The sequence below is a fragment of the Anaerolineales bacterium genome, assembly GCA_037382465.1.
Lineage (GTDB): Bacteria > Chloroflexota > Anaerolineae > Anaerolineales > E44-bin32 > WVZH01.
Window position 1 is genome coordinate 18,191 of the sequence record JARRPX010000023.1, and the last position, 25,441, is coordinate 43,631.

Sequence of the window (25,441 nt, forward strand, 5' to 3'; positions counted from 1 at the left end):
TTTCGTTGTTGTGGGAATGTATTGGTATGAAACAGAGTTTTTCCTGCTGTTTGCTTTCCGTCATCGGTATGTCGCTCGTCTGCATCGCCGGCTTTTTCCTGCTTAACTACACCGTCGCCGCCGTCGTGGCGGATTCCCTCCCCTGGCCCCTGGATAAAATCGCCTGGGAATGGATCGAGGGCGACCCCAAACCCGTCGGCCATCCGGCCCTTGACTACCAACCGATTGCCCCCGGACGGGCGATCGAAAGCGGTTCGTATTATTACGCGCCCGAAGGCTACACCGGCCCGACGAACATGATCTGCCGGCTGCCCGTCGAGCATGGATATTTCGTCGAAGCGACGGGCGGATACGGCGAAACCAACGGCCGCAGCGGCCGAGCACACACGGGAATCGATTACGGAACCTACGGCAAAGCCGAGAACGTCATCGCCGTCATGGGCGGGAAGGTCACGCACGCCGGCTGGAGCTACTGGCTGGGTTGGACGGTCGTCGTCGAAAACGACGGTCATCAATTGATACTGGGTCACATGTGCTGCGGGCGCAGCGGCGTTGGTGGAAGCGAACGAGGCCGCTCCTCAATCCGGGTGAAAGAGGGGGATGTAATCCCGGCCGGAACCATCGTTGGGCGCGCAGGAGAGACGGGAAACTCGGAGGGCGTCCATCTCCATCTGGAAATTCGAATCTGCGACGCTGCCGGCCTGTGCAGAATCGTCGATCCGAGAAGCATCTATCTTCCCGGGCAGGATGCCTATTGTGATTGGCAGGGATTCGAACCTCGCAGTCCATAGGTTGGGTTGAGGGTTACTTAAACCCATCCGAATTTCAGAATTCAACGAGGCTGTCGAACACTCTCTCTCGACACCTTCAAAAGCAATTTGACAAACGCCGTTCTATATGTACAATTTGTATATATTGTACAACGTTTACAGAGAAGAGAGCTGGGCTTAGAAAGGAGAAGGTTCAATGTCGATCCTGGAAATCAAGAGCTCCGACGCGCGGATGAACTTTCGTGATCTTCTGGACAGCGTGATGACAGGAGACAACGACATCATGATTCTGCGTAACGGGAAACAAATCGCAGCGATTATTCCGGCGGAAGATTACGTTGAAATCCGAGAAGAACTTGAAGATCTGCGCTTGTCACGAATTGCCGATGATTCCTATGACGAGTACTTGGCAGATAAAGAAGCGGCCAGATCATATAACGAGTTTAGCGCTGATTTGATCGGCGCTGGAGAGGAGCATGCCTGAGAAAGCGGGGAAATATTATCTACTGGTGACCCCACGAGCGCAAAGGAGTCTCAATCGACTTGCGAGAGACAGGGGCATGTTTGTGAGGATTGACAAGCGGATTAAATCGCTGTCGCAGAATCCCCGCCCAACAGGATGCAAAAAACTGAAGGCCTCAAAACACGGAAATGTCTATCGTCTAAGAGAAGGGGATTGGAGAATCCTGTATGCAGTTGAAGACGATATTATAATCGTGCTCATCCTGGATGTGATTCGAAGAGACAAAGCGTACAGTTAATGTGTATTCGTGATTCATGTGCGGGGGAAATACGATATCCACACTAAATTCCTATATAATATCAACCTGCGGACAACCACTGCCAATCGGTAGAAAGACGCAGCGGGAGTCATATCCAAGCTCAACGCACCTCCCCGAAAACTGCGCGGGCGATCTTCGGATCTTCCATGCTTCTCACCCGGCCTGCGATGATCAGATAAACCGCAGCGGCGATTGGGCCGGCTGGTGACGCTTCCAATTTCCAAACCACCACGCCAGCGGCAGCAGGATCGCCAAACCGAGCAGCCAATACGGATAAACGCTGGGAACGCTGCTCCCGTTTGGAGTCAATAATTTCCCGATGGCGAGGTATAGAAGCAGATGTACGACGTACGAGAACAACGGCACCCGACCGTAGACTACGAGCGGCTCCAACCAAACCCGGAAGCGCCGCTCAACCTTCGAGATCAACCACAACAGCACCAGATTCAATCCCATGGTCAGGACCGTGAAGGTGATGCTGGGCGGGTACTTGACCACGTTGAGATACGCGATCCAATCATCTCCCGCGCGTGGGCGGATGTTGCCGAAACCGTCGGCCTCCCGCAGGATCACGAAGGACAGCAGGAACACGATGCCCAGAATCAACCCTCGGCGTATCGCGGCGCTTCTGTCCTTGCGCAGCCAGTGACCGAAGAGCATGCCGAAAGTCACCAACTCCAACCAGGGCAGGATGGAGAAATTCACCCAGAATCCGTTCTGGCCGCCGCTGTAGGCGAATATCAAACCCAGGGGAGTATTGAATTTGGTCCCCCACAGCGATGGATCGGGATGGGCGAGTTCCATGCCGATGAAAAGCGCCAGACTGAGCAGCATGAGGTAAACCGGCATCAGGCGCACAAACAGGCCACCCAAGATCATCGTTCCGCCCAACGCCACGAGGACACCGACGTAGATCTCCGGAAATGAAAGCGGTGTCGCTTCCCAGATACGGTTGACGACGAGGAACTGCAGCCCGATCAACACGGCGCCCCGAATCCAGAAATGACGCAATATCTGCCAGCGGCTCCAGCCTTTCTCACGCCGACTTTCGGCGAACAGCAGCATCCCCGCGCCCATCAGAAAGAAGAAGCCTGGCGCGCAGAGATGTGTGACGAAGCGATTGACGAAAGCCAGCGGATCGTCGTAGACCGGAAAATATCCTCCCCAATACTCGCCGGACCTGTGCCGCAAGGCGACCAGGTAGTTGGCGTGGTCGAGCGCCATCAAAACGATCATCAAGCCACGCAGCGCGTCGACCGAAAGCAGGCGTCCCCCACTGGCCGCCCTCCATTTTGGAGATATTCTCGGACACTCCTCGGCCACTCCCACCGCTCCTCATGCCCCATTTGCCGGCAACCCGCACCACACAATTCGACCAGATCAGCGTAAATCATCGGCTGCTGGCAAGAGACGCGTGTAACAGCATTTTAGGGTCCGGGCAAAACTCACCGGACCCCAAGTATGACTCACATCGATTGCCAAGTGGGAATTCGGGTTGAGCTTTCAGCTTTCCTCGATCTCATCCGCCGGTGGCGCTTCCTCCATTTGCTTCCTGCCGAAAACCCCCAGCGCGTTCAGCAGCACCACAGCGCCGATGACGATGATGATCAGCGGCCATCCGACGGCAAACAGGTCCTCTGCAGCCTTGCTCACTTCTGTTAACCCGATAATCAGCAGTATCGCGCCGGGGATCAATGGCCACCAGGAAGCTTTCCTGTGTAAGATCAGATCGATGATGTAGATCGCACTAAAACCCACACCCAGCCCGATCTCCTCCATGCCGCCGGAGATATTGAAGGCGGTCGCCACGATCCTGCCCAATCCCAGGCCGAGCAAAATGCAGCTCGGGATCAGCAGCGCGTAGGCCCGTTTCTGAATGTACCAGGCGAAAAAGGCGCCGCCGATCAACAACAATATCGCAGCATCACTTTCATCCTTGAGCAGCTTTGCTGCCATAAGTACGATCCCTAGGACTACCAGGATCGCCCCCAAAATGATGTTGTTCCGTCGCTTGCTGTCCATTGTGCCCTCCTCTTCTGATTTGACGCTGTAGAAAACGAGATCGATGTTTCTATCTCCCCCAGTAAAGCATTAACCCATTCGATTGTCCGTATCAGTCACTCAGCCGCCCTGCGCGCTTGCCAGCAGTTCAGCGATGTTTTCCGCCACCGAGCCGTGATCGTTATAGATACTCGAACCCGCCACCAATACATGTGCGCCGGCGTCGACAATCTGCGGGGCCGTCGTCGAGTCGACCCCGCCGTCCACGCCGATGGGAATCTCCAGACCTTCCTCCTCGAGCATCTGACGGATCTCGCGTATCTTATCCAATTGATCGTATAAAAATTCCTGCCCCCCAAATCCCGGGTGAACGGTCATCACCTGGACGAGATCGACGAGGTCGAACGCATCCCGAATCGCCGCAGCCGGGGTCTCGGGGTTGAGCGTTACGCCTGCGTGAACACCCAGCGCAAGGATCGATTTCAACGTGCCGCGCAGATCGTCGCAGGCTTCCTGATGGACGATCAAGCGGTCTGCGCCGGCCTCGGCGAAAGTCTTCAGAAATCGTTCGGGTTCGACGATCATGAGATGAACTTCCAAAGTCAGCGAAAGCAGCGGCCGCAAAGCGGCCACGACGCCGGGTCCGAAGGTGATATTGGGAACGAACTGCCCGTCCATCACGTCGATCTGAATCTCCCCGACGCCTGCCGCTTCAGCCTCGCCTGCCTGTTCCCCCAATCGAGCGAAATCCGCAGATAGAATGGAAGGGACGATTCGCACCATCAATGGACTCCTATCATCGTCGAACGGAGGACGCCTCGATATGCCGGACTCCATCCGCTCCGGCAACGATCACGTCACTCGCCAGTCCGATAAATAGACCATCTTCTACGATTCCGGCGCGCTGTTTGATACGCCGGTCGAGCAAATCGAGATTGTCAATGGGACCAAATCGGCAGTCCAAGATGTAATTCCCCTCGTCTGTCAGATACGTTTCCCCGTCATCCGTACAGCGAAGCTCGACATCTGCGCCCAGCGTCTCCAGGTACTTCACGTGAGTCTCCCAGCCGAAAGGGACGACTTCGACCGGAAGCACTCTGAGAGTCCCGAGCATCGGAGACAATTTCCGCTCGTCGATGACGATGATCTCACGCCGGCTGGCCTGCGCGGTGATCTTCTCCCGAAGTAAGGCACCGCCTCCGCCCTTAATCAGGTTGAGTTGCGGATCCACCTCGTCGGCGCCGTCGATCGTAATATCGATCGCGGGGTGTTTCTCCAGCGTCGTCAGCGGGATTCCCAGCCGTTCGGCCGCCGCCTCGACGGAGTGCGAGCAGGGAACGCCGACGATGTCCGTCAATTTACCGGCTTGCATCCGAGCGGCGATGGCTTTAATGGCCAGCAGCGCCGTACTGCCCGACCCCAATCCCACCACAGTTCCGGATTCCACAAATTCGACCCCTCGTTCTGCGGCCATCTTTTTATATTGTTCGAAATCTGTGCCCACGTTGTCCTTTCCTGTCAGCCGGATATATCAATCATCTTGCTTTAAATATAACCGATCGGACAGGGTTCTATCCTATCAGAATTAACCTTACTTGTGGCGGAAAGATGTGGAGATTCTCCGAATGTATCGGGCGCCGGATAGTCACGGTTCATATTACGTCTACCGGTATTCAATTGGCCTTGACCACCAGCACAACGCAGCCAGTATATAGAAAATAGATGCGAGGCGTGCCCGTCGCTCCCCAATCGATTGCGTTGAAAGATTGAATCTTTCGGGTTGCCTCTACTGCCCCAGGAAACTCATCTCATCATACATCAAAATGATGGACGACACAGCACATACACGCCAACGCCGAGAGCCTCTGATAGAGACATAAAGTGGAATCCGACCTCAGATTACCGCAACGCAGAGCACGAGGGTAAAACTCAGCGATCCGCTCATTCTTCTTCTGCGTAGAACGCCAGCCCGATTACACCCGGTCCTGCATGTACCCCCATGACGGGCGTAAATGCACAGGTGAAAACCTCGACGCAGTCGAAACGCTCTTCGACTCGTTTCCGCAAGTCGGCGGCGCTTTCCGGCGCGTCTGCGTGCAGCACGGCAACATGCACCGGACGAGAGGCGACGCGCTTCTCCATCTCGTTCAGCATGATCCGGATTGCGCGGTTTGTCGTGCGGGGTTTCGCCAGCACGTCGACAACACCATCATTAATAAAGAGTATGGGTTTAATCTTCAGCGCCACACCCAGCAGCGCCTCCGCCTTGCCAATTCGGCCACCACGCTGAAGGTATTTGAGGGTATCCAACATGGCAAACACGAACACGCGCTTGCGGATGTCTTGCGCCACGCGTTGAATTGAATCTACCCCGAGCCCCTTGCTGGCCGCACGGGCTGCCGCGAGCGCCACAAAACCCGCGCCCATCGCAGCCGTGCCCGCGTCGACAACGTAGACCTGAACCTGATCTTCAACCAAGCCTGCCGCCAGGCGCGCCGCAGAGATCACCCCGCTCAATCGATCGGGCAAGTGAATCGAAACGATCGCGTCTACCCCTTCACCAAGCTGTAGATAGGTTTGCAGGAAATCGCCAACGGAGGGGGCGGCGGTTGTAGGCGTACTCTTGCTGCTACGCAAGCGTTGATACACTTCGTCAGGGTCGATGTCGATACCGTCACGAAACACATGCTCGTCCCAGAGCAGGCTCACGGGTACGACCGTGATGTCATATTTATCCACGATTTCAGACGGCAGGTTGGAGGCGGAATCGGTCACGATGGCGATCTTGCCCACGCGCGTGCGGTCGTTCTTGTCGTCAGATGACGTTCTTTTCCTTTCGACGGCGACATTGCTCGACGGGGAAATTGCCAACTCGAGCAGCGGTTCCGCTGTCGAAATGGTCTGCAGCGATTGTTGACCCACGGCGGCCAGTCCCCGTTTGAACCCTCTTCGACTCAAGACCGCCGTGATCACCAGAAACAGACCCAGAAACGTGAACATACGCTGAACCCCAAAAAGATCCGCCAATCCACCCAATATGGGGAGGGGAGCCATGGACAACGCGTTGCTCAAGAATAGTTGTGTGGATATCACACGACCTCGCATGGGATCGGGGGTCCGCTCTTGAACGAGGGTGCGTGCCGGGATGACAACCATGGCCGCCCCTGCTCCTGAACACACAGCGATCAGCAGGAATAGAAGTAACGAAATACCCGAAAGCGCTCTTATGAGGGGAATAACTGCGAGGCCCACACCCAAAGTGAAAAGCCCTGCCCTGAGCCAGTCTTCCTCCTCAAATCTGCTCCCCAATCTCCCCAGCAACACGACGCCCAAACCAAATCCAAGGCCACCCGGTACGGCAAGCAGGGGCATCTGCTCGATGGGAAAATCCCAGGCGCGGGACACCAATCCGGGCACCAGCGTCATAATGACGAGTATGACGCCCGACATCAAGACCAGGTAGGCAATCGAACTGCGCACGACGGGTTTGCCAACAATGAAACGCCATCCCGCCCGTAATTCTTCCCAGGCCACACCTCGCCGAGCACCTTGCACATTGTCCAGCAATCTGCCGATCCGGTCGGGCAAACGCGAGTATGCCCAGGCGGCCAGAGTAAAGAGCAGCAATCCCACTACGCCTACGGTCGGCGCTCCACCCGCGTGAAGCAGCACCGGCGCCAGAACGACGGTTCCTGCGCCCTGGGCGCAGATCAGCGCCACCTGAACGATCGAATTCGCCGCAAGCAGTTGGTCATCTCCGACAGTGCGGGGAAGCACGGCATCCCTTGCGGACGCAGTGAGTTGGATAAGTGCTGAAAGCAGAAAATTACAGACGAAGATCGCGAGCAGAAGCAAAGGGTCCGACCGCAGCCAACGCGTGCCTGCAGTAAAAGCGAGGGTGGTCAACAGGCCGAGCGCATTACTTACCAGAAGCACCCGCCGCCGATCGTAACGATCGACCCAAACGCCCGCGAGCATCCCAAATATGAAACCCGGCAGCGATATCGAGAACATCATCACGCCCATGAGCGTGCTCGAGTGCGTGATTTCCTCGATAAGGACGACGGACGAAAAAAAGATGGCATAGGTTGCCGCGATGGAGGTGAACTGCGCTGCGCTCAATCGGAACAAGTGCACGTTCTTAAGCACGGACAGGGTCGATTCGGTGGTCGTTGTATTGGGTCTGCTGAACATATCGTCTTCCCCTGTTTCGACACGGGACGAAACTATGAAGCCGTATTAGTATCGAGAGCTTTTCGGCCGTTACATTATCGCACTCTCGAGATACACTGCCTGATAACCTTCTGACGCCTCTGGGACGCCCGAAGGCTCTCTTCTCGTTTTATGAAACATAATAGGGATGGATTTGTATGAACGATGCGTTGATGCTGGCCGTGACGCGCTGCTCTTTCCCTATTTAGATGGTAGCATATCTAGTGGCTAAACTTACCGAATTGGGTAGTGAGTTTTTTCGACGCGAAGGCGTGTATTATTGTGCACCCATCGATCACTCGATGCTGTAGACGACAGGAGGCCAGATACATTGACGGAGACGCTACAAGACACAATCTTCCGCCCCGCATCACAATTGGTCATCGGGGTGGATCAAATCTTGCGCGGCCAGGGTGCCGATCCTGATCTGACCCGGCGTCGAAGCCCTCGATTGGTGCGGATTGCGCAGCGCGCCATCGAGATCGGCCAATCCCTCACCGCGCCAGTCGCGGTTTATCGCCGGCTGGAGATGCTGGAACTGCGGCACGATCATGTACGGCTAGTGGACGGGCATGCACTGCACGGCGCCTTGATCAGCCAGCATTTGAATGCCGCGGAGGCCGTGACGGCTGTGATCTGCACTATCGGCGGCAGGTTGGAGGAAACGATATCGACGGCGTTGGAAAATAACCCGCCATTCGGCCTGGCGCTCGACGGTTTCGGCACAGCGGTGGTCGAAGCACTCGCCCATGAGATTTGTGGATATTTGGAGCGAGAGGCGGCAAAGCGAGGCAGGCAGGTGTCGATTCCACTCAGCCCGGGAATGATTGGCTGGCCGGTCGATCAGGGCCAGGCGCAGATCTTCGACATCGTAAACGCCGACACAATCAATGTGATTCTGACCGCCGCCTGCGTGATGTCGCCCAGGAAATCGATATCCTTCGTCACCGGCGAGGGATTGGGACTGCGTTCGAGTGGCAAATCGTGTGATTACTGCTCGATGCACGAGACTTGTCGTTATCAAGATCATTACGACCAGAAATCCATCGAAACGTGATCGAAACACCAAGCGTGATTCTGCACTCGCCTGCCGACCGGCGGGTGAATACCATGGCAAAGAGAAACCGCCCCACATCCAACTGCGAGCTTTCTTAACCAATTACGGAATACCCGCCTCAGTGCTCTAGCGCAAACATGACCGGACTCATCAGGTCGCTGGACACGAGGCGTCAGCCTGCTGGTAGCAAAATCGGAGCGATATAGGCGATGATACGCTCGAATTGACGAAAGCCATTGCAGCCGAAATTTATTGGCTAAAGGAAAACCAAGGGACATCTTTCACACCATATTCATGTAAGCCGGGAGTGCTCGCCCAAGAATCGGAAAGCATTTCCAGCGTATCAACCCGAGACATATATTTCGAATGAAAGGGGTACTAACGATGCACGTCGTTGAAATTCACCATGTCGCAAAATCATTCGGGCCCGTACAGGCTGTTGCCGACGTATCTTTCGAGGTCGATCGCGGCGAAATATTCGGCTTGCTTGGACCCAATGGGGCCGGAAAGACGACCACCATACGTCTAATGCTGGACATCTTCAAGCCGGATCGGGGCACCGTCTCGATCCTGAACGGCCCAATGAACGACGCCAAAGACGATCTCATCGGTTACATGCCGGAGGAACGCGGGCTGTATCAGGATACGCCGCTCGACCGCTGCTTGATCTATTTAAGTACACTCAAGGGACTTTCTACGGCCGAAGCGCAAAGCCGACTCGAGCCGTACCTGGAACGTTTCGATCTCGCAAAACACAAGCATAAAAAGGTGAAAGAGCTCAGTAAGGGCATGCAGCAGAAAGCGCAAATCATCAACACCATTCTGCACAAGCCGGAACTGGTGATCATCGATGAACCTTTCACCGCGCTCGACCCACTGAACACACAGTTGGTCAAGGATGTCATGCGTGAACTGCGCGATAAAGGAACCTCGATCCTCATGTCGACCCACCAAATGCACCAGGTGGAAGAACTCTGCGACCGCATCGTGCTCATCGACGAAGGGCGTGATGTCTTGTATGGGCCATTGGACGATATCCGCCGCCGATTTTCCGGACATGCGGTTCTGGTGCGCACTGCCGGCGAGCTGCCGCACATCGAAGGAGTCGTAGACGCGACGAGGCACAACAACGCCCAGAGGTTGACCCTGGCATCCGGCATCTCTCCACAGCAAGTCTTGCAAGACCTGATCGCAAAAGATGTGACCATCGAGAAATTCGAGATCGCCGTCCCGACCCTGGATGAGATCTTCATCCGCGTGGTGAAGGAAGGAGATCAATAATGTCGAAGCTCTGGTTAATCGCAAAAGACGAATTCAGGCGCAACGTATACAAGAAGAGCTTCATCCTGGCGCTACTCAGCGTTCCACTCATGCTGGCTTTCAACGTCGGTATTGGGCTGATCGTTGAAAACATTGAAAAAAATCCCACACCGATCGGTTACGTCGACCATTCAGGGCTGCTGGATCACCCCATTCAAGCCTACGATGAGAATTCCTCCGATGCCGTCCCCATCATCGCTTTCGAATCTGAAGATGCGGCACGTGAGGCGCTGCTGGCAAAGGATATTCAAGCCTTTTATGTGCTTTCGGCGGACTACCGCACGACCTCGAACGTCGAATTGTATTACGTGGAGGAACCCGCAGCCAACGCCACGAGCCAGTGGTACGACTTTCTACAAACCAATTTGCTCGCGAATTATCCGCCCGATATCGCACACCGATTGATCGAGGGTACCCGCATGACCATACGGTCGCCGGGCGGGATTATCGAAATACCCGCCGGAGGACCCACGCTGAGTTCAATGCTGCCCTTGATTACCAGCGTGGCTTTTGTGTTCCTGCTTCTCTTCAGCTCGGGATACTTGATGAGCGGGGTGATCACGGAGAAAGAGAATCGTACGATTGAGGTGATAGTGACCTCGGTCTCCACGAACGATCTGGTCGTCGGCAAGGTGCTGGGCATCGTCGCCATCAGCCTCACCCAGTTGACCACCTGGATTCTCATCGCTGTGCTCACCATCGCCGTCGGGGGGAACGTGTTGGGATTGACGTGGTTGCAGGACCTGTCAATCAACTGGACCGCCATCGCGAAAGTGGTCGTGATTGCCCTGCCGTCCTACGTTCTCGCAGCCGGATTGATGTTCACTGTCGGATCGACGCTGACTGAAGCCCCGGAAGGTCAGGCGGTAGGGTCGTTGTTCTTTATGCTTCACATACTGCCTCGGTACGCTTCCCTTCACGGCACTGCTCACTACAGGCTTGCGCAGCATTTTCACCGACATCCCACTGTGGCAAATCACACTCAGCGTCGCGGTGCAAACGCTGTGCGCCGCCGGCTCCTTGTGGTTGGCCGGCCGCGCCTTCCGGCTGGGAATGCTGCGCTACGGCCAGCGATTGCGCATCCGCGAACTCTTCCGACGACAACCCGCTCTGGAAGAAAGGAAGACGTCATGAAAATCAAAACCGGGCTCGTTATCCGCCACGAGCTGACCTCAACCCTGCAAAGAAAATCTTTCCTGTTCATGGCGTTCGGGGTCCCCATCCTGGTCATACTGATCTTCACCGTAGTCAACTTGATCAAGAAGGATACTTCAGCGGTGAAAGAGCAAGCCGCCCCGGACATGAGCGAGTTGGAGGTTGAGGGCTACGTGGATCAGGCGGGATTGATCAAAACGCTTCCCCAGGATCTTCCTGCCGGAGTACTGGTGCCCTTCGCAACAGAAGCCGCTGCGCAACTTGCCCTCGACGACGAAGAGATCAGCGCCTACTACATCATCCCCCATGACTATATCGAAAGCGGCGAATTGATCTACGTGCATCCCGATCCGTCACCCAGTATGTCGGACAGCCAGGAATGGACCATGAAACTGACGCTGACGTTGAATATGTTGAATGGAGATCAAGCCCTGGCCGCCAAAGTCTGGAATCCAATGAACCTGCACGCCACCAACCTCAATCCTGAAGCGCAATCGCGTGCCTATGGGGAAGAGGATTGCTCCACACCGGGCGGTTCCTGCTCGAACGCATTGGTCGAAATGCTGCCCATGATCATGGTGATTCTCTTTTTCGTGCTCATCAACGTCAGTTCGGGCTTGCTCATCGGCAGCGTAGCCAACGAAAAGAAGAACCGGGTCATAGAAATTCTGATGGCCTCCATACCCCCCGGGGAACTCCTTGCAGGCAAGATCGTCGGACTGGGAATCGCCGGGATACTACAATCTGCTGCCTGGATCGGCACCATTTATGCATTGTTGAAATTCGGCGGCAGCACCCTGGGTTTGCCCCAGGAACTCAACATCCCGACCTCGATCATCACCTGGGGCATTGTCTACTTTCTGCTCGGATTCGGCATCTACGCCAGCTTGATGGCCGGCGCAGGCGCATTGGTCCCGGATCAGAAAGCCGCTGCGTCGGCGGTCTGGCTGATCATCATGCCGCTGATGCTGGGCTATATAATCGTCGTTACCCCGATCGGACAAAGCGATCCAAACGGCTTACTCACTACAGCGGTTAGTCTATTCCCCCTGACTGCTCCCGTTGCGATGATCATGCGCCTGACGGTTGGAGGGGTTCCGTTCTGGCAATTGCCCCTCGGCGCCCTGTTTATGGTAATGACCGTGGTGTTCGTCGTGCGCGGAGCTGCACGGATGTTCCAGGCGCAGAACCTGCTCTCAGGACAGCCCTTCTCAGCCCGCCGGTACTTCGCCGCCCTGTTCGGCCGCTAATCCGCGTCAGGCAGTTCACCGGCTGGCCGGTGAACTGCCTGACGGCCATGAAATTCTGTAAAATGAATGTGAATATGCGGGTAATCGACATGGAGGCCAGAAATGAAAAGACTCTTGCCCATGATCTTGGTATTCGGCGCACTGACCCTCACGGCGTGTAAACCGGAGGCGGCGGCGACAGAAAGACCACCCACGCCTCAGCAAGTCGAGCAATTACCTCCCCCGTTGACGCCCCGATCAACGCTTTTCGAAAGTGACCTCGATGATCTGAGTCTTTTCGCTTCCGGTCTGATCGAATCCGAACGAGCTGCGCTGGAAGGGCTGGAAGACTGCAGCACTTACCGCATCGATGTAGCGCTCAGCCAGGATTTACTCCACGTCGACGGCCGGCAGGAAGTGGATTACACCAATCGTGAAGACGTGCCCCTCGAGGAGATTTACTTTCGCCTCTATCCCAACATCTCGGGCGGCGCGGCATCCGTCTCAGACGTGCTTGTAGTCGGAACCCCCGTCGATCCGGTCTACGAAAAGGAGCGCAGTGCGCTGCGCCTGCCTTTGCCAACACCCCTGCAGCCTGGCGATGAGATTCACATCAAGATGCGCTTTTCTGTCAAGCTTCCCACGGAAATGTCGGGGAATTACGGATTGTTTGGCTCCTTCGATGGCGTCGTGGCGATGCAGGAACTCTACCCCGTCATTCCGGTCTATGACGACGAAGGGTGGAACATCGAGATACCGCCTTCCTTCGGCGATCTGACATACCTCGATGCAAGTTTCTACCTCGTGCGTGTGACGGTGCCGGAGCACCTGACCCTCATCGCTTCCGGGATCGAAGTGGAGACCAGCATACAGAACGACCTGCAGGTATCGACGTTCGCGGCCGGGCCCGCACGAGATTTTTACCTCGTCGCCGTCGAGGATTACGAAGTCACGAGCACCTCGCTCGGAGAAACGACGATCTACAGCTACGCTCCTGCGGAGAAAATCCCTTTTGCCAACACTGGTCTGGAGATTGCCGCCGAAGCGCTCAGTGGTTACAGCAGCCGCTTCGGCGCCTACCCGTATACCGAACTGGAAATCGTCGCAACGCCGATGCAGGCACTGGGCATGGAATATCCCAACACCGTTGCCATCTCGATTGATCTATACGATGCGGATTTGGAGATCGCGGGACTGCCTGCAGGGATCCTTCTCGAATCTTCGCTGGCGCACGAAGTTGCCCATCAGTGGTTCTATGGCGCCGTCGGCAACGACCAGGTCGATGAGCCCTGGGTAGACGAAGCCCTCACGCAGTACGCCACCTGGACCTACTATCTCGATCGCTACGGGAAGGGAAGTGCTGACGGCTTTCGAGACTCTCTGGTGGGGCGCTGGGAGCGCGTCGGCAAGGCAGATATTCCCATCGGGCTGCCGACCGGCGAGTATGAACCCGTTGAGTATGGCGCTATCGTCTACGGGCGCGGGCCGCTCTTCCTCGAAGCTTTGGCTCAGGAGATGGGCCAGAAAACCTTCGACGCTTTCATGCGCGCCTATTTCCAAAACAACAAGTGGGGCATCGGGACGGCCGCCAATTTCCGACAGCTCGCGGAGGAATCTTGCGGCTGTGACTTATCCGAGCTGTTCGATGCCTGGGTATACCCGCCCTAGAGTTGTCGAGGATCTTCCAGCTCAACCGCTCTGTTCGAAGGACTGCATCAGGCCAAACAAGTTGCCCTCCGGATCGGCACAATAGGCATGCATACCGACGCCGGCAACCTCATTCGGCCCATCTACCGTTTTTCCTCCGGCGTCGGCGACTCGCTTCAATGCCGCGTCGAGCGATTCGACCTCGATGGTGTTGATCACCGCCTGCTGAAAGTGGCGTTCCATGATACCGCCGTTAATGCCAGCATCTTCTGCTGCACCGGTTGTGACCAACAAGTAGGGCGTGTCTCCTTCATTCCAGGGTGTGATTTCCCAATGAAGCACGCTCTTGTAGAAATCGGCTATCTTCTCGGGGTTATCGGTCAAGATCTCGAAGTGTGTAGGGCGATTCATGACATCCTCCTCCAGATAGTATAAATCTATTATGCCATATTAGACCCTAATAGGAATTTATTTCCTGCAATAAATGTGCAGCACATCGATACCAGGCCGTAATGAATTTCCCGGCCGGGAGGAATGAACCCGAATTACTATAGGGCTTCAACTCATCAAGCAGAATGGGCCTCTTGTCGATCGGAACCCCTGCCGCGCTGACTATTTCAGGAAACGGAATCGCTTTGGCTGCACTTCAGAAATCATCCACCATCGAGGTTGGCAGATTTCTCTTGCCAAACAAGCCGACAGATCGTCCCTCCGGATATCGTGCGGAGGGCGAAGATATATTTCCCACATCTTTAAGTCAATTCCCAGGCGCCGGAAAACCCGAGCAGTCTACGACAAGATCAACGGTGTGCCGTGAATGGGGTGATCGGTGACGTGAATAGCTATTCCGTAGGCGGCAGCCAATTCCTCAGGGGTGAGCACATCGCGGGCGCTGCCGATCTTCCGGATCATCCCATCGGAAAGCAGCGCGACGCGGTCCGTAAAGCGGGCCACCAAATTCAGATCGTGGAGCGTCAGGATCACCGCCAGACCGTTCTCATCGCTCAAGCTGCGAATCAAATGCAGCACATCATCCTGATGCTTGAGATCGAGATGCGCTGTTGGTTCGTCCAGCAGCAAAACGCCAGATTCCTGCGCCAGGGCGCGGGCGATCAACACCCGCTGCTGTTCCCCGCCCGACAACTCGCCAACCTGTCGTTCGGCAAACGCAAGTGTTCCCGTTTGCCGCATGGCGGCCTGGGCGATGCGCCGATCCGACTCGCTTTCTTGGCCAAGCCACCCCAGATGTGCCGTTCGTCCCATCAAGACTACGTCCTGCGCCAGAAACGTTTCTGGAAGCTGGACAGCTTGCGGCACGACCGCCACGATTTGTGCCCTTTTCCTGGGCGGCAGCGTTTCCAGATCTTGCCCGTCGACGAATACGCGGCCGCTGTATGGAGCCAGGACGCCGCTTGCGCCTCGAATCAGGGTCGATTTACCTACCCCGTTTGGCCCCACCCCACCCAGGATTTCCCCGCCCCGCACACTGAATGCGAGATCACGCAGAATGATGCGGCGGCCGTAACCAAAACTTGCCTCGTCAAAACGTATCTCCATTACCAATACCTCTGCCGCTTGGCGCGCCTCAACAAGTAGAGGAAGAACGGCGCGCCGACGATGGCCGTGATGATTCCCACGGGCAGTACGCGCGGGGCGAGAATAGTGCGCGCCACGGCGTCCGCCGCTAAAAGGACCACGCCGCCGGTCAGAGTCGACAAGGGAATCAAACGCCGGTAGTCAGGCCCCCAGAGTAACCGCGCCATGTGGGGCACGATCAGGCCCACAAAACCGATGATCCCCGAAAAGGAAACCGCCGCCGCGGCGACGAGCGAGGCCGCGGCGACGATGACGATCTTATAACGTTCCACATCCAGCCCCAACTGCACCGCTTGTTCGTCCCCAAACTGAAGCACGTTGAGCGGTCGGGAAAGGATCACCAATGCGGCAAGGCCAACGAGTAAATACGGCAGCGCGGCCAACACCGGTCCCCAACCTCCCAGGGCAAATCCACCCAAGAGCCAGGCGATGGCCCGGTGCAGCTGCTCCGTGCTGAGCAACATCAGCAGGCTGGTGAGTGCCGAAGTAAACGCGCTCACCGCCACCCCGGCCAGAACCAAGGTGGTGATCGGTGTGGTGCGGCCCACACGCGCCAGTTGATACACCAGCGTCACGGTCAACACCGCGCCGACAAACGCCGCCGCCGGGATGATGGACATCCCCAACAATGTGACCGGCCAATGAAGCGTCATGGCCATAACGGCGCCAAGTCCTGCGCCGGAAGCGACGCCGATGATATAGGGATCGGCTAAAGGATTGCGGAAAAGACCCTGGTAGGCCGCTCCGCTGCCGCCCAAAGCCATACCGGTCAGTGCGATCAGGACCGTTTGCGGCAGCCGGATCTCGTAGAGGATCGTGGCGAATGTTGCCGGCCAATCGGGTTCTATCTTTGCCAGCCCCAATTGGCTGGCGAGCATGCGTACGACCGTTAACGGAGGAATGCGCACTGGCCCGATGGCGACGCTGAGCAACAAACCGCACAGCAGCGCCACACTCGCCCACATCCAGGGAGCAACCGCCTTGCGCTTGCCTTCCGGCCGCTGCGTCACCGTGGTTTCCTCCGCCGGCTTCGTCGTGTCCGTCATCTATTCAAAACGATCCGGATGCAGGATTTTCGCCATGGCTTCCAGTGCGTCCACCAGTCTTGGCCCGGGCCGATCGATCCAATTGGCGTCGATGCCATAAATCCGACCGTTCGCAACGGCGGAGATGTCTCCCCATCCGGCTCGCTCCGTAACGGATTCCGCAGTGGTCGTCACGTAGGGGCCCGTGCTGAAGACCATCACCTGGGGATCGCGCGCCACCAACTCCTCCAGGCTGAGCGTGACGTATCCTTCCAGATCAGAGACTACATTTTCCCCGCCGGCCAGCGTGATCAATACGTCCTGGAACGTGCCCGCTCCTACCGTCCAGGGCGCCGTGGGATCCATGCCGTCGACTTCGTAGTACACGCTCACCGGATCGACGCCTTCGAGCCTGTCGAGTACGTCGTCCACACGCTCCCGCAGGTCCCGAGCCAGCACTCGGGCCCGGGATTCGTGCCCCGTCAGTTCGCCAGCCAATTCGATGACGTCATACAGCTCCGGGAAATCCATCGGATTGGGCAGAATGAATACGGGAATCCCTAACTGCTCGATCGCTTCGACGTGTTCCGGACTGTTGATCATCGCCCCCACGACGAGATCGGGCTCCAGGGCCACGATGGCTTCTGTGTTCAAATCGCCGTACGTGTTGCCGATGCTGGCGATGTCGACCGCTTCGGACGGGGAATCCGACCAGTCATCCCTTCCGACGATCAAATCACCGGCACCGATGGCGAACAATATCTCCGTGGTAGACGGCGCGATGCTTACGATGCGCTTCACATCAGTATCGAACACCACTTCCCGGCCCATCCCATCGACGAGAGACACGGAACCGGATGTTCCACCGGAGACCACACCGCACCCGCTGGCGATAATCATCAACAGCAGCGAGAAAACGATCGCAGTAAAACGTATGTTTCGAACGGATTTCATGATTTCTCTCCCAGGTTATATTAAGCGCCACACTCGAGATGTGCGCGCTCTTCTACACAGGACACCAGGTCCGGCATTCGATCCTGCCAAACAAAAACCCCTGCCTGGCGGACAGGGGTCGTGCGATTGCCTCGACGGCCTCACCTCCCTTCCGCGAAGGATGTGACGGAAACGGGGTGGGCGGTCGTCCTGGCTCTCCGCTACAGCGGATTACAGTTGCGGGACAGCGCCGGACTTCAACGCTCGTTTAGCGTGGCACCGGCTTCGCCTTTACGCCCTCTCATCCGGGGGAAGGGCTCCCACTCCGTTCGTGTAATTTTGTTCGTAACCTCATTTTACACCAGCTTCGAGGACAAGCAAGGGGTATTGGTATTTCGTGCTGCCCGCGCCGCACAACTTCATCGTTCGGCGAAACATGTTCTTGCTTGACACGCATCTTTCCCAACCTTAGAATCTATCCCCGGCCGCATTCGCGGCCGAGGGAGTGGCCCGGCTTTTTACAAGTATCGAAAGGGTGGACTGCGCCCGATCGCTCGGCCGGGAGATGGAACGCAAAGGCAAAACACCCGATCCGGTTGACCGCACGGCTGCCTGATCGGGCGATTACCCGATTGATGGGACTGCGCGCGAGCCATTCGACTCGTTTCGCCGCAGCGGCGTTATACAAATCTGAACCATCTTGTACATACGGTTTTGCGAATGGACCTGGGCTGTTTGGCGCATCCGTCGCTTTCGCATCGACCTTGTTGGAGAATGGCATGTCCGACTTTCTATTTCGCGGTGACCTATCAGAACTGGATCCCGAACTCCGTCGACTGGCGGATCTCGAGGCCGAACGGCAATACCGCCATTTGATCCTCATCCCTTCCGAGAGTTCCGCACCACACGCCGTCCGCCAGGCATTGGCTTCTGCCTTCCAAAACCTGTACGCGGAAGGTTATCCCAACGAATACACGCGCGACCTCGACGAAGCAGAGATCCTAAACCTCGCCGCTCGTCTGGCATACTACCGCCGCTACTCGGACCCGCGCTACTACAAAGGCACCGAGTACGCCGACGTGATCGAAGCCCTGGCTCGACGGCGCTGCGCCGAAGCCTTCGCCACCAGCGAAGTCGATGCAGATAAAATTTTCGTCAACGTACAGGCGCTCTCCGGAGCGCCTGCGAACAACGCCGTCTACCATGCCCTAGTCGAACCGGGAGACACCGTAATGGGCATGAGCCTCATTCACGGAGGGCATCTCACCCACGGTTCACCGGTCAACCGCTCGGGCCAGTACTACAACGCCACACACTATACCGTAGACCCCGAAAGCGAGATGCTCGACTACGACGCCGTAGCCGCCCAGGTCAAGAAACACAAGCCGAAACTCATCATCGCCGGATATACCTCCTATCCCTGGGCCGCCGATTGGCTGCGTTTTCGGGAGATCGCCGATTCGGTCGGCGCCTATCTCCTCGCAGATATCGCCCACGTGGCCGGTCTGGTCGTTGCCGGGATCTATCCTTCCCCCGTCGGTATCGCCGACGTCGTCAGCTTCACCACGCACAAATCCCTTTGCGGACCTCGCGGGGCCGCCATCCTGACGACCTCCCCCAAGCTTTCCCGCGCCATCGATCGCGCCGTCTTCCCGGGCGAGCAGGGCGGACCACACATGGCCACCATCCTTGCCCAAGCCCTGACTTTCAAACTCGCCAGGACCGAGCGCTTCAAGAAACTGCAAGAACAGATCGTCGCCAACTGCGTGGCGCTAACAGAAGGGCTCGAAAAGGGTGGACTGCGCATCCCTTACGGCGGCACGAACACCCATCTGACCAACATCGATTGTAAATCCATCGTCGCCGACGATGGTACGACGCTTTCGGGCGACATGGCGGCTCGCATTCTCGACCTGGCGGGCATCGTGGCAAATCGCAACACCATTCCGGGTGACGTCTCCGCCGGCCGCGCCTCCGGTGTTCGTCTGGGAACGCCGTGGATCACGCAGCGCGGATTCACCGAAAAGGAAAGCCGTCAGCTCGGCGTCGTGATGGCCGAATTGCTCAAGTCTTGTACACCCTACCAAATCCAAGGCCGCCGCAGGCCGCTGCTCCGGGCGAAGGTGGACTTTGAGGCGCTCAATTCAACCAGAATCAAAGTGCGTAAGTTGGCGACGTCTGCCGGCATCGATTTCGAACCCACCCAGCATGGCTACCCCCATTTCTACTACCTCGACGATCCCGATCCGAAGACCCCTTACGCCCAGTTGGAACTTGAGGGAACGGCTGCAGCAGCGGTGCTGCGCTGGGTTACCGATGCCCGGCCGCTCGACCTGAAAACCGGAGAAATCGCCGCAGTACTTCTCCACACCCTGGACGAAGACGTTGAGGCGACTCTCGAACGCGGCGAGGCTGAGCAGCTGTGGCGTTTGACTGTTCCCGGCAAAGGCGCCAATCGCATCGCGACCTGGCTGCGCGACTTGTCCGACGGTTTCGTCCCACTCGATGCGAACGACCTGCAGAAGAAATCGCCCGGCCCGTTCGTCGTGCGTCTGCTCGAAGGACCCGAGTCGCTGCCGAAGACATCCAGGCAGGCAAACGGCGTGGATAAACCCTGGGACCTGGTTCTCGAGGGGCAGCCAGACGAAACCCTTCCGGATTTCGAATTTCAATCCGAGCAGAACGACGAGCTTAGAACTACGGCGTTGCACGCCACGCACAAATCCCTGGGCGCCAAGATGGTGCCCTTCGCCGGCTGGGATATGCCGGTTTGGTACACTTCGGTCCTCGAAGAACATCGCGCCACGCGTCAGGCTGCCGGTCTGTTCGACGTGAGTCACATGGGCGTGTACCAGATCGAAGGCCCACAAGCTGCTGCATTCTTGGACTGCGCCGTCGCGAACGACGTCGCTTCTCTGGCCGTGGGCCACTCGCTTTACACCCATTTCCTCGATCCGGACGCGCAGGTTTTAGACGACTTGATGATCTACCGCCGGCGCGAAGCGGTTTATCTCCTCGTGGTCAATGCCGGCAACGACGACAAGGATTGGGCCTGGTTGAATGCCGTTAAACAGGGCAGCGATGCAATCGATCGTGCTCGTCCCTGGACGAAGGTTTTCGGAGAGAATTGCACGCTGCGCAATCTGCGCCATCCCGAAGAGGGCGCAGGCATGCTCGTGGATATTGCCCTGCAGGGCCCACAAAGCCGCAAGATCCTTTTGGCTTTGGGATGTGATCCTCAAACGGCTGATCGGCTGTACAACTTGCCTTGGACTGCTCTGATGGAGGGCAATTTTGGCGGGTTCGACCTGGTCGTCAGCCGCACGGGCTATACCGGTGAACGGATTGCCTTCGAATTGTTCGTCCATCCCCAGAAAAGCGTTGACCTTTGGATGGCCTTGCTCGATGTTGGCAAGCCGCTCGGGATCAAGCCTGTCGGACTTGGCGCGCGTGATTCACTGCGCATCGAGGCCGGTCTGCCGCTCTATGGGCACGAGTTGGCCGGCGATTTAGGTCTGGGAGTCGGCGCATCCGGATTCGCATCCTACGTGAAGACGTACAAGCCCTGGTTCATCGGTCGCAGCGCATTCCTCGCACAGGAATCTGAACGCGATAGCGAAGTTGCGCGTTTCCGATTCGATTCCAAGCGCGTCCGTGTGCCTCATTACGGGGACCCGGTGGTCGATCACCGGGGGCAGATGATCGGCTCGGTGACTTCCTGTGCAATGGACAGCGAGGGGTATCTGCTTGGACAGGCCATCTTGCAAAAAGAATTCCTCTCCGAAGGAACACCCATCGCCGTCTACCAGGGCGCTGCCAAAGAGGCGCAGACGCTGCCCGTCGATCTGTCTGCTGTCGGCAAGAAAACCGAACCCACACCGGCGACCGTGCTCTCGAGATTTCGATAACAACAAGTTCCCCCGTTCATGGCCGTCATCGTAACGTCGCATTGCGGGCGTTCGCGTCCAGAGCGTAGCGGCCGCTGCTCTCGCGCCATTAAATCCAATCCAACCCGTACAGGTTACGATTTACTTCGAAAATATGACAAATATCACATTCGACTTCCCGAATATGTTGTATAATACATTCGTGTTTATGAATATGAGGGAGTCGATGAAACCGCTGAAGAAGACCTGCGATCTATTGAAATCCATCGCCAACCCGGTGCGCGCTCAGATCCTGCTCGCCATCGGCGGCGGGGAAGCGTGTGTATGCCATCTCGAAGCGCTTCTCGGTTTACGGCAAGCGGCCATATCCCAACAGTTAATGATACTGCGCCGGAAGAAGATCATAAAATCCCGCCGTGAGGGAAAGTACGTCTTCTACCGGCTCGCAAAGCCGGAAGTGCTCGAAATCATACAGGCAGCAGGCGCAGCCGTTGGCGTCTCGACGAACTCCCTCATGATTCCGAATTCAAATCAATGCGAATGCCCCCACTGCGAGATAGACGAGCTTGAGATCGCAGCAGCAAGCGAGGCATCGAACGGACTTCGTAGGTGAAAATGGACATCATCGGATCCATCTTGAGACTCTTCAACAGTGGTCTGGGCAATCTGGCGGCGTACCTGGCCGCTCACGTATTGTTGTGCTTGCTGCCCGCATTCTATATCGCCGGGGCGATGACTGCGATGATACCCAAGGAAACCGTGACGCGTTTTCTTGGACGGAAAACCCCGAAATTCATCTCCTATCCGGCCGCCGCTGCAGCGGGTTTCTTGCTCGCCGTCTGCTCGTGCACCGTTATTCCTCTCTTTGCCGGAATTTATAAGAAAGGCGCGGGGCTTGGCCCGGCGATCACCTTCTTGTTCGTGGCGCCGGCGATCAACATCCTGGCCCTGGTCTACACCGGCGGCGTGATCGGCATGGATCTCGCTGTTGCGAGATTGCTCCTTTCGCTGGCTTTCGGAATCGGCGTGGGTATCATCATGGCGCTCATCTTTCGCAAAGAGGACGCCGCACACGACAAGAACACGGACGCCTTGTTCGCAGGACAGGCCGCTATGCGACCCACGGCGGTCATATTCATGCTGCTGCTGGTCGTGCTGTTGGTCGTAGGAACCTTTCAGATCGACGCACTCAAACAGAGCTATGTCCAGATCGATTTGCCGATCAGCGGCGTCGATACATTCCAGTCGCTCCTTGGCCGACTGGTACCCTTCGACCCGGCCCGCGGGGAGGAGGGCGTCACTGCGCAGGGCGCGATCTTGATCGGCATGCTCGTCCTGATTGGATTGGCGTCCTGGAAAGGAATCGAGAACATCCACGACGGTTTCAACCGCTGGACCTGGCTATCGGCAGGATTGGTCGGATCGACGCTGATCATCGCCGCGCTCGGTATGGCGCCTCACGCCGGCGGGGTCACGCTGTCCCTGACCGGAAAATTTTTCGGCGTACTCGTCTCTGTCATCGTTTTGGGCTGGATGCTCAGATCGCAATTGGACGAAGAAGAAACCCGCGGTTTTCTTTGGGAATCCTGGAAGTTCGTCAAGCAGATATTTCCGCTGCTGATTGTTGGCGTGTTTATCGTCGGAGTCGTCCGTGAGTTGATCCAACCCGAATGGATCGAGTTCGTCGCCGGGAGCAACACGATCCTGGGGAACTTCGTTGGCGTTGTTTTCGGCGTCTTCATGTACTTCCCCACGCTCGTTGAGGTGCCCATCGCGCAGATGTTCTTGAATCTCGGTATGCATCGAGGGCCCTTGCTGGCCTATCTCATCTCCGATCCTGAACTCAGTCTGCAAAGCATTCTGATCACCGCCGCCATTATCGGACGCACCAGGGCGTGGACGTACGTGGGCTGGGTGGCACTGTTCAGCACGCTGTCCGGACTGATGTATGGCGCCTGGGTGGACGGCACCAGCACGGGCATCGTCGCGCTGTACCTGATTTTGTTCCTGGCCGGATTGGTCGGGCTTCTATGGCAGGTGAGCCGTAGAAATGCACCTCGCCTCGCCAGCGAACACACACCATAATTTTATTAAGGAGAAGCGAATGCTTACGATAAAAATCCTTGGCTCGGGCTGTGCCAACTGCAAGCAAGTGGAGAAGATCGCCCGTAACATCGTCGACGAGATGGCGCTCGAGGCGGTAGTCAGCAAAGTCACCGACTACGCCGAGATCACGCGCTACGACATTCTCTCCACGCCCGGGCTGGTGGTCAACGAGAAGGTCGTCTGTTCCGGGCGCATCCCGACGAAAGCAGAGGTGACCACCTGGTTGGTGGATGCGCTCAATACTGCTTGATGTCCAAGCGAAAAGTGCTCTTTCTCTGTACGGGAAACTCGTGCCGGTCTCAAATGGCGGAAGCCATCGTCAATGCGCGAATGAGCGAAAGCTGGGAGGCGCGAAGCGCGGGCTTTAATCCATCTGGAAACGTTCACCCGAAGTCTTTGCGACGCAGCTGCAGAGGCATGTCCCGTTTGGTTGGGAGGAGGGGAAAAAACCCATTTCAGTTTCCCCGATCCTGGAAAAACGAATGACATCGACGACTTTCGCAAGGTACGAGACGACATCGCTCGCGAGATCATTTCCCTACTGAAGGAATTCACCCTTTGACGAACTCCATTGTATGGATATTTTCAATGGAGCCAATTTGGAGGTCGGATGGCACAAGCAACCCGTAAAGGTCTTTCTTTTCTAAACCGCTATTTAACCCTGTGGATCTTCCTGGCAATGGTCGTCGGCGTTGGAATCGGTTTCTTTTTCCCCGATACAGTGCAATCGTTCAACGTCGCGGTTTCCATCGGAACGACCAACATCCCGATCGCAATTGGTTTAATCTTGATGATGTATCCACCGTTGGCCAAGGTGCATTACGACGAACTGGGCGATGTGTTCCGCAATTGGAAAATTCTTGTTTTGTCGCTGGTGCAGAACTGGGTAATCGGACCCATTTTGATGTTCGTGCTGGCGATCATCTTCCTGCGCGGTTATCCCGAATACATGACGGGTTTGATCTTGATCGGACTTGCTCGATGCATTGCCATGGTGATCGTGTGGAACGAGCTGGCGAAAGGAGATACGGAATACGCCGCCGGACTGGTGGCATTCAACAGCATTTTCCAGGTCTTGTTTTACAGCATCTACGCGTACATATTTATTACCCTCTTGCCGACCTGGTTCGGAATGAGCGGCTCGATTGTCGACATCACGATCGGCCAGATTGCCAAGAGCGTGATCATCTATCTGGGGATTCCCTTCATGGCGGGTTTCTTCACACGCTTGTTCCTCGTTCGATCGAAAGGCAAGGAATGGTACTACGCCGATTTCGTCCCCCGCATCAGTCCGCTGACACTGGCGGCACTGCTTTTCACGATCGTCGTCATGTTCAGCCTGAAGGGCGAGTTGATTGTGACGATCCCTGGTGACGTCGTGCGCATTGCCATCCCGCTGCTCGTCTACTTTGTGCTGATGTTCCTGGTGAGCTTCTTCCTTGGTCATGCAATTGGTGCGGACTACAGCAAAACGACCACGCTTGCCTTCACCGCGGCGAGCAACAACTTCGAGCTGGCGATCGCGGTGGCCGTGGCGGTCTTCGGCATCGGGTCGGGCGTGGCTTTTGCCGCGGTCATCGGCCCGCTGATCGAAGTGCCGGTGATGATCGGATTGGTAAATGTTGCCTTCGCATTTCGACGCCGTTATTTTTCGGGTGATGGGACGTCCGTATAGTATGTGTTAATAGTTGGCCCGGATCGATCTGAATCTGGGTGTTTTT

Annotated in this window: 20 protein-coding genes and 1 riboswitch; of the genes, 11 read left to right on the forward strand and 9 right to left on the reverse strand. The window is 56.7% G+C overall.

The window, feature by feature from the left end:
* Nucleotides 1-26: 26 nt before the first annotated feature.
* Both P8Z34_07790 and P8Z34_07795 read left to right on the forward strand, forming a co-directional pair.
* Nucleotides 27-791 carry a M23 family metallopeptidase gene (locus P8Z34_07790; GenBank protein MEJ2550568.1) on the forward strand — a complete coding sequence of 255 codons (765 nt, stop codon included), beginning with the start codon at nucleotides 27-29 and terminating at the stop codon, nucleotides 789-791.
* 175 nt (nucleotides 792-966) lie between these two features.
* Nucleotides 967-1,254 (forward strand): type II toxin-antitoxin system prevent-host-death family antitoxin, encoded by a 288-nt coding sequence (locus tag P8Z34_07795; GenBank protein MEJ2550569.1) that lies wholly within the window; start codon nucleotides 967-969, stop codon nucleotides 1,252-1,254.
* A gap of 469 nt (nucleotides 1,255-1,723) precedes the next feature.
* Here the strand turns inward: P8Z34_07795 and P8Z34_07800 are convergent, their stop codons facing one another.
* The 5 genes from P8Z34_07800 to P8Z34_07820 all read right to left on the reverse strand — a co-directional run bounded on the left by P8Z34_07800 (nucleotide 1,724) and on the right by P8Z34_07820 (nucleotide 7,747).
* Nucleotides 1,724-2,875 (reverse strand): heparan-alpha-glucosaminide N-acetyltransferase domain-containing protein, encoded by a 1,152-nt coding sequence (locus P8Z34_07800; GenBank protein ID MEJ2550570.1) that lies wholly within the window; start codon nucleotides 2,873-2,875, stop codon nucleotides 1,724-1,726.
* 180 nt (nucleotides 2,876-3,055) lie between these two features.
* Nucleotides 3,056-3,574: a hypothetical protein gene (locus tag P8Z34_07805; GenBank protein MEJ2550571.1), complete on the reverse strand. Its 519-nt coding sequence runs from the start codon at nucleotides 3,572-3,574 to the stop codon at nucleotides 3,056-3,058.
* A 99-nt stretch (nucleotides 3,575-3,673) separates the two neighbouring features.
* On the reverse strand, nucleotides 3,674-4,336 hold the full coding sequence (gene rpe, locus P8Z34_07810; GenBank protein MEJ2550572.1) for a ribulose-phosphate 3-epimerase: 663 nt from the start codon (nucleotides 4,334-4,336) through the stop codon (nucleotides 3,674-3,676).
* 13 nt (nucleotides 4,337-4,349) lie between these two features.
* Nucleotides 4,350-5,057: a ribose-5-phosphate isomerase RpiA gene (gene rpiA, locus P8Z34_07815; GenBank protein ID MEJ2550573.1), complete on the reverse strand. Its 708-nt coding sequence runs from the start codon at nucleotides 5,055-5,057 to the stop codon at nucleotides 4,350-4,352.
* A gap of 437 nt (nucleotides 5,058-5,494) precedes the next feature.
* Nucleotides 5,495-7,747: a DegV family protein gene (locus P8Z34_07820; protein MEJ2550574.1), complete on the reverse strand. Its 2,253-nt coding sequence runs from the start codon at nucleotides 7,745-7,747 to the stop codon at nucleotides 5,495-5,497.
* A gap of 349 nt (nucleotides 7,748-8,096) precedes the next feature.
* Here P8Z34_07820 and P8Z34_07825 point away from each other — a divergent pair, with 349 nt between their 5' ends.
* From P8Z34_07825 to P8Z34_07840, 4 genes are all read left to right on the forward strand, one after another.
* The gene (locus tag P8Z34_07825; protein ID MEJ2550575.1) at nucleotides 8,097-8,822 is read left to right on the forward strand and encodes a hypothetical protein; all 726 of its coding nucleotides are present in this window, start codon (nucleotides 8,097-8,099) and stop codon (nucleotides 8,820-8,822) included.
* 384 nt (nucleotides 8,823-9,206) lie between these two features.
* On the forward strand, nucleotides 9,207-10,103 hold the full coding sequence (locus P8Z34_07830; protein ID MEJ2550576.1) for an ATP-binding cassette domain-containing protein: 897 nt from the start codon (nucleotides 9,207-9,209) through the stop codon (nucleotides 10,101-10,103).
* A complete protein-coding gene (locus P8Z34_07835; GenBank protein ID MEJ2550577.1) occupies nucleotides 10,103-12,547 on the forward strand; it encodes an ABC transporter permease in 2,445 nt (814 codons plus the stop codon). The genes P8Z34_07830 and P8Z34_07835 overlap by 1 nt, the downstream gene beginning before the upstream one ends.
* 102 nt (nucleotides 12,548-12,649) lie before the next feature.
* The gene (locus tag P8Z34_07840; protein ID MEJ2550578.1) at nucleotides 12,650-14,194 is read left to right on the forward strand and encodes a M1 family metallopeptidase; all 1,545 of its coding nucleotides are present in this window, start codon (nucleotides 12,650-12,652) and stop codon (nucleotides 14,192-14,194) included.
* A gap of 21 nt (nucleotides 14,195-14,215) precedes the next feature.
* Here the strand turns inward: P8Z34_07840 and P8Z34_07845 are convergent, their stop codons facing one another.
* The 4 genes from P8Z34_07845 to P8Z34_07860 form a co-directional block, all read right to left on the reverse strand.
* Nucleotides 14,216-14,584: a VOC family protein gene (locus P8Z34_07845; GenBank protein MEJ2550579.1), complete on the reverse strand. Its 369-nt coding sequence runs from the start codon at nucleotides 14,582-14,584 to the stop codon at nucleotides 14,216-14,218.
* Nucleotides 14,585-14,962: 378 nt separating this feature from the next.
* A complete protein-coding gene (locus P8Z34_07850) occupies nucleotides 14,963-15,730 on the reverse strand; it encodes an ABC transporter ATP-binding protein (protein ID MEJ2550580.1) in 768 nt (255 codons plus the stop codon).
* Nucleotides 15,730-16,815, reverse strand: coding sequence for an iron ABC transporter permease (locus P8Z34_07855; GenBank protein ID MEJ2550581.1), 1,086 nt, complete (start codon nucleotides 16,813-16,815; stop codon nucleotides 15,730-15,732). Before P8Z34_07855 ends, P8Z34_07850 begins: the two co-directional genes overlap by 1 nt.
* Nucleotides 16,816-17,748, reverse strand: a complete 933-nt coding sequence (locus P8Z34_07860) for a cobalamin-binding protein (protein MEJ2550582.1) — start codon at nucleotides 17,746-17,748, stop codon at nucleotides 16,816-16,818. It lies immediately after the preceding gene.
* Between the two features lie 161 nt (nucleotides 17,749-17,909).
* Nucleotides 17,910-18,066: riboswitch (cobalamin riboswitch) on the reverse strand.
* Between the two features lie 440 nt (nucleotides 18,067-18,506).
* On the opposite strand from P8Z34_07860, the gene gcvT reads away from it, so the two are divergent.
* The 5 genes from gcvT (at nucleotide 18,507) to arsB (ending at nucleotide 25,395) form a co-directional block, all read left to right on the forward strand.
* Nucleotides 18,507-21,635, forward strand: a complete 3,129-nt coding sequence (gcvT, locus tag P8Z34_07865; GenBank protein ID MEJ2550583.1) for a glycine cleavage system aminomethyltransferase GcvT — start codon at nucleotides 18,507-18,509, stop codon at nucleotides 21,633-21,635.
* 205 nt (nucleotides 21,636-21,840) lie between these two features.
* Nucleotides 21,841-22,227 (forward strand): metalloregulator ArsR/SmtB family transcription factor, encoded by a 387-nt coding sequence (locus P8Z34_07870; GenBank protein MEJ2550584.1) that lies wholly within the window; start codon nucleotides 21,841-21,843, stop codon nucleotides 22,225-22,227.
* 2 nt (nucleotides 22,228-22,229) lie between these two features.
* Nucleotides 22,230-23,699 (forward strand): permease, encoded by a 1,470-nt coding sequence (locus P8Z34_07875; GenBank protein ID MEJ2550585.1) that lies wholly within the window; start codon nucleotides 22,230-22,232, stop codon nucleotides 23,697-23,699.
* 19 nt (nucleotides 23,700-23,718) lie between these two features.
* Nucleotides 23,719-23,970: a thioredoxin family protein gene (locus tag P8Z34_07880; GenBank protein MEJ2550586.1), complete on the forward strand. Its 252-nt coding sequence runs from the start codon at nucleotides 23,719-23,721 to the stop codon at nucleotides 23,968-23,970.
* A 360-nt stretch (nucleotides 23,971-24,330) separates the two neighbouring features.
* Nucleotides 24,331-25,395 (forward strand): ACR3 family arsenite efflux transporter, encoded by a 1,065-nt coding sequence (gene arsB, locus P8Z34_07885; GenBank protein ID MEJ2550587.1) that lies wholly within the window; start codon nucleotides 24,331-24,333, stop codon nucleotides 25,393-25,395.
* Nucleotides 25,396-25,441: the final 46 nt, after the last annotated feature.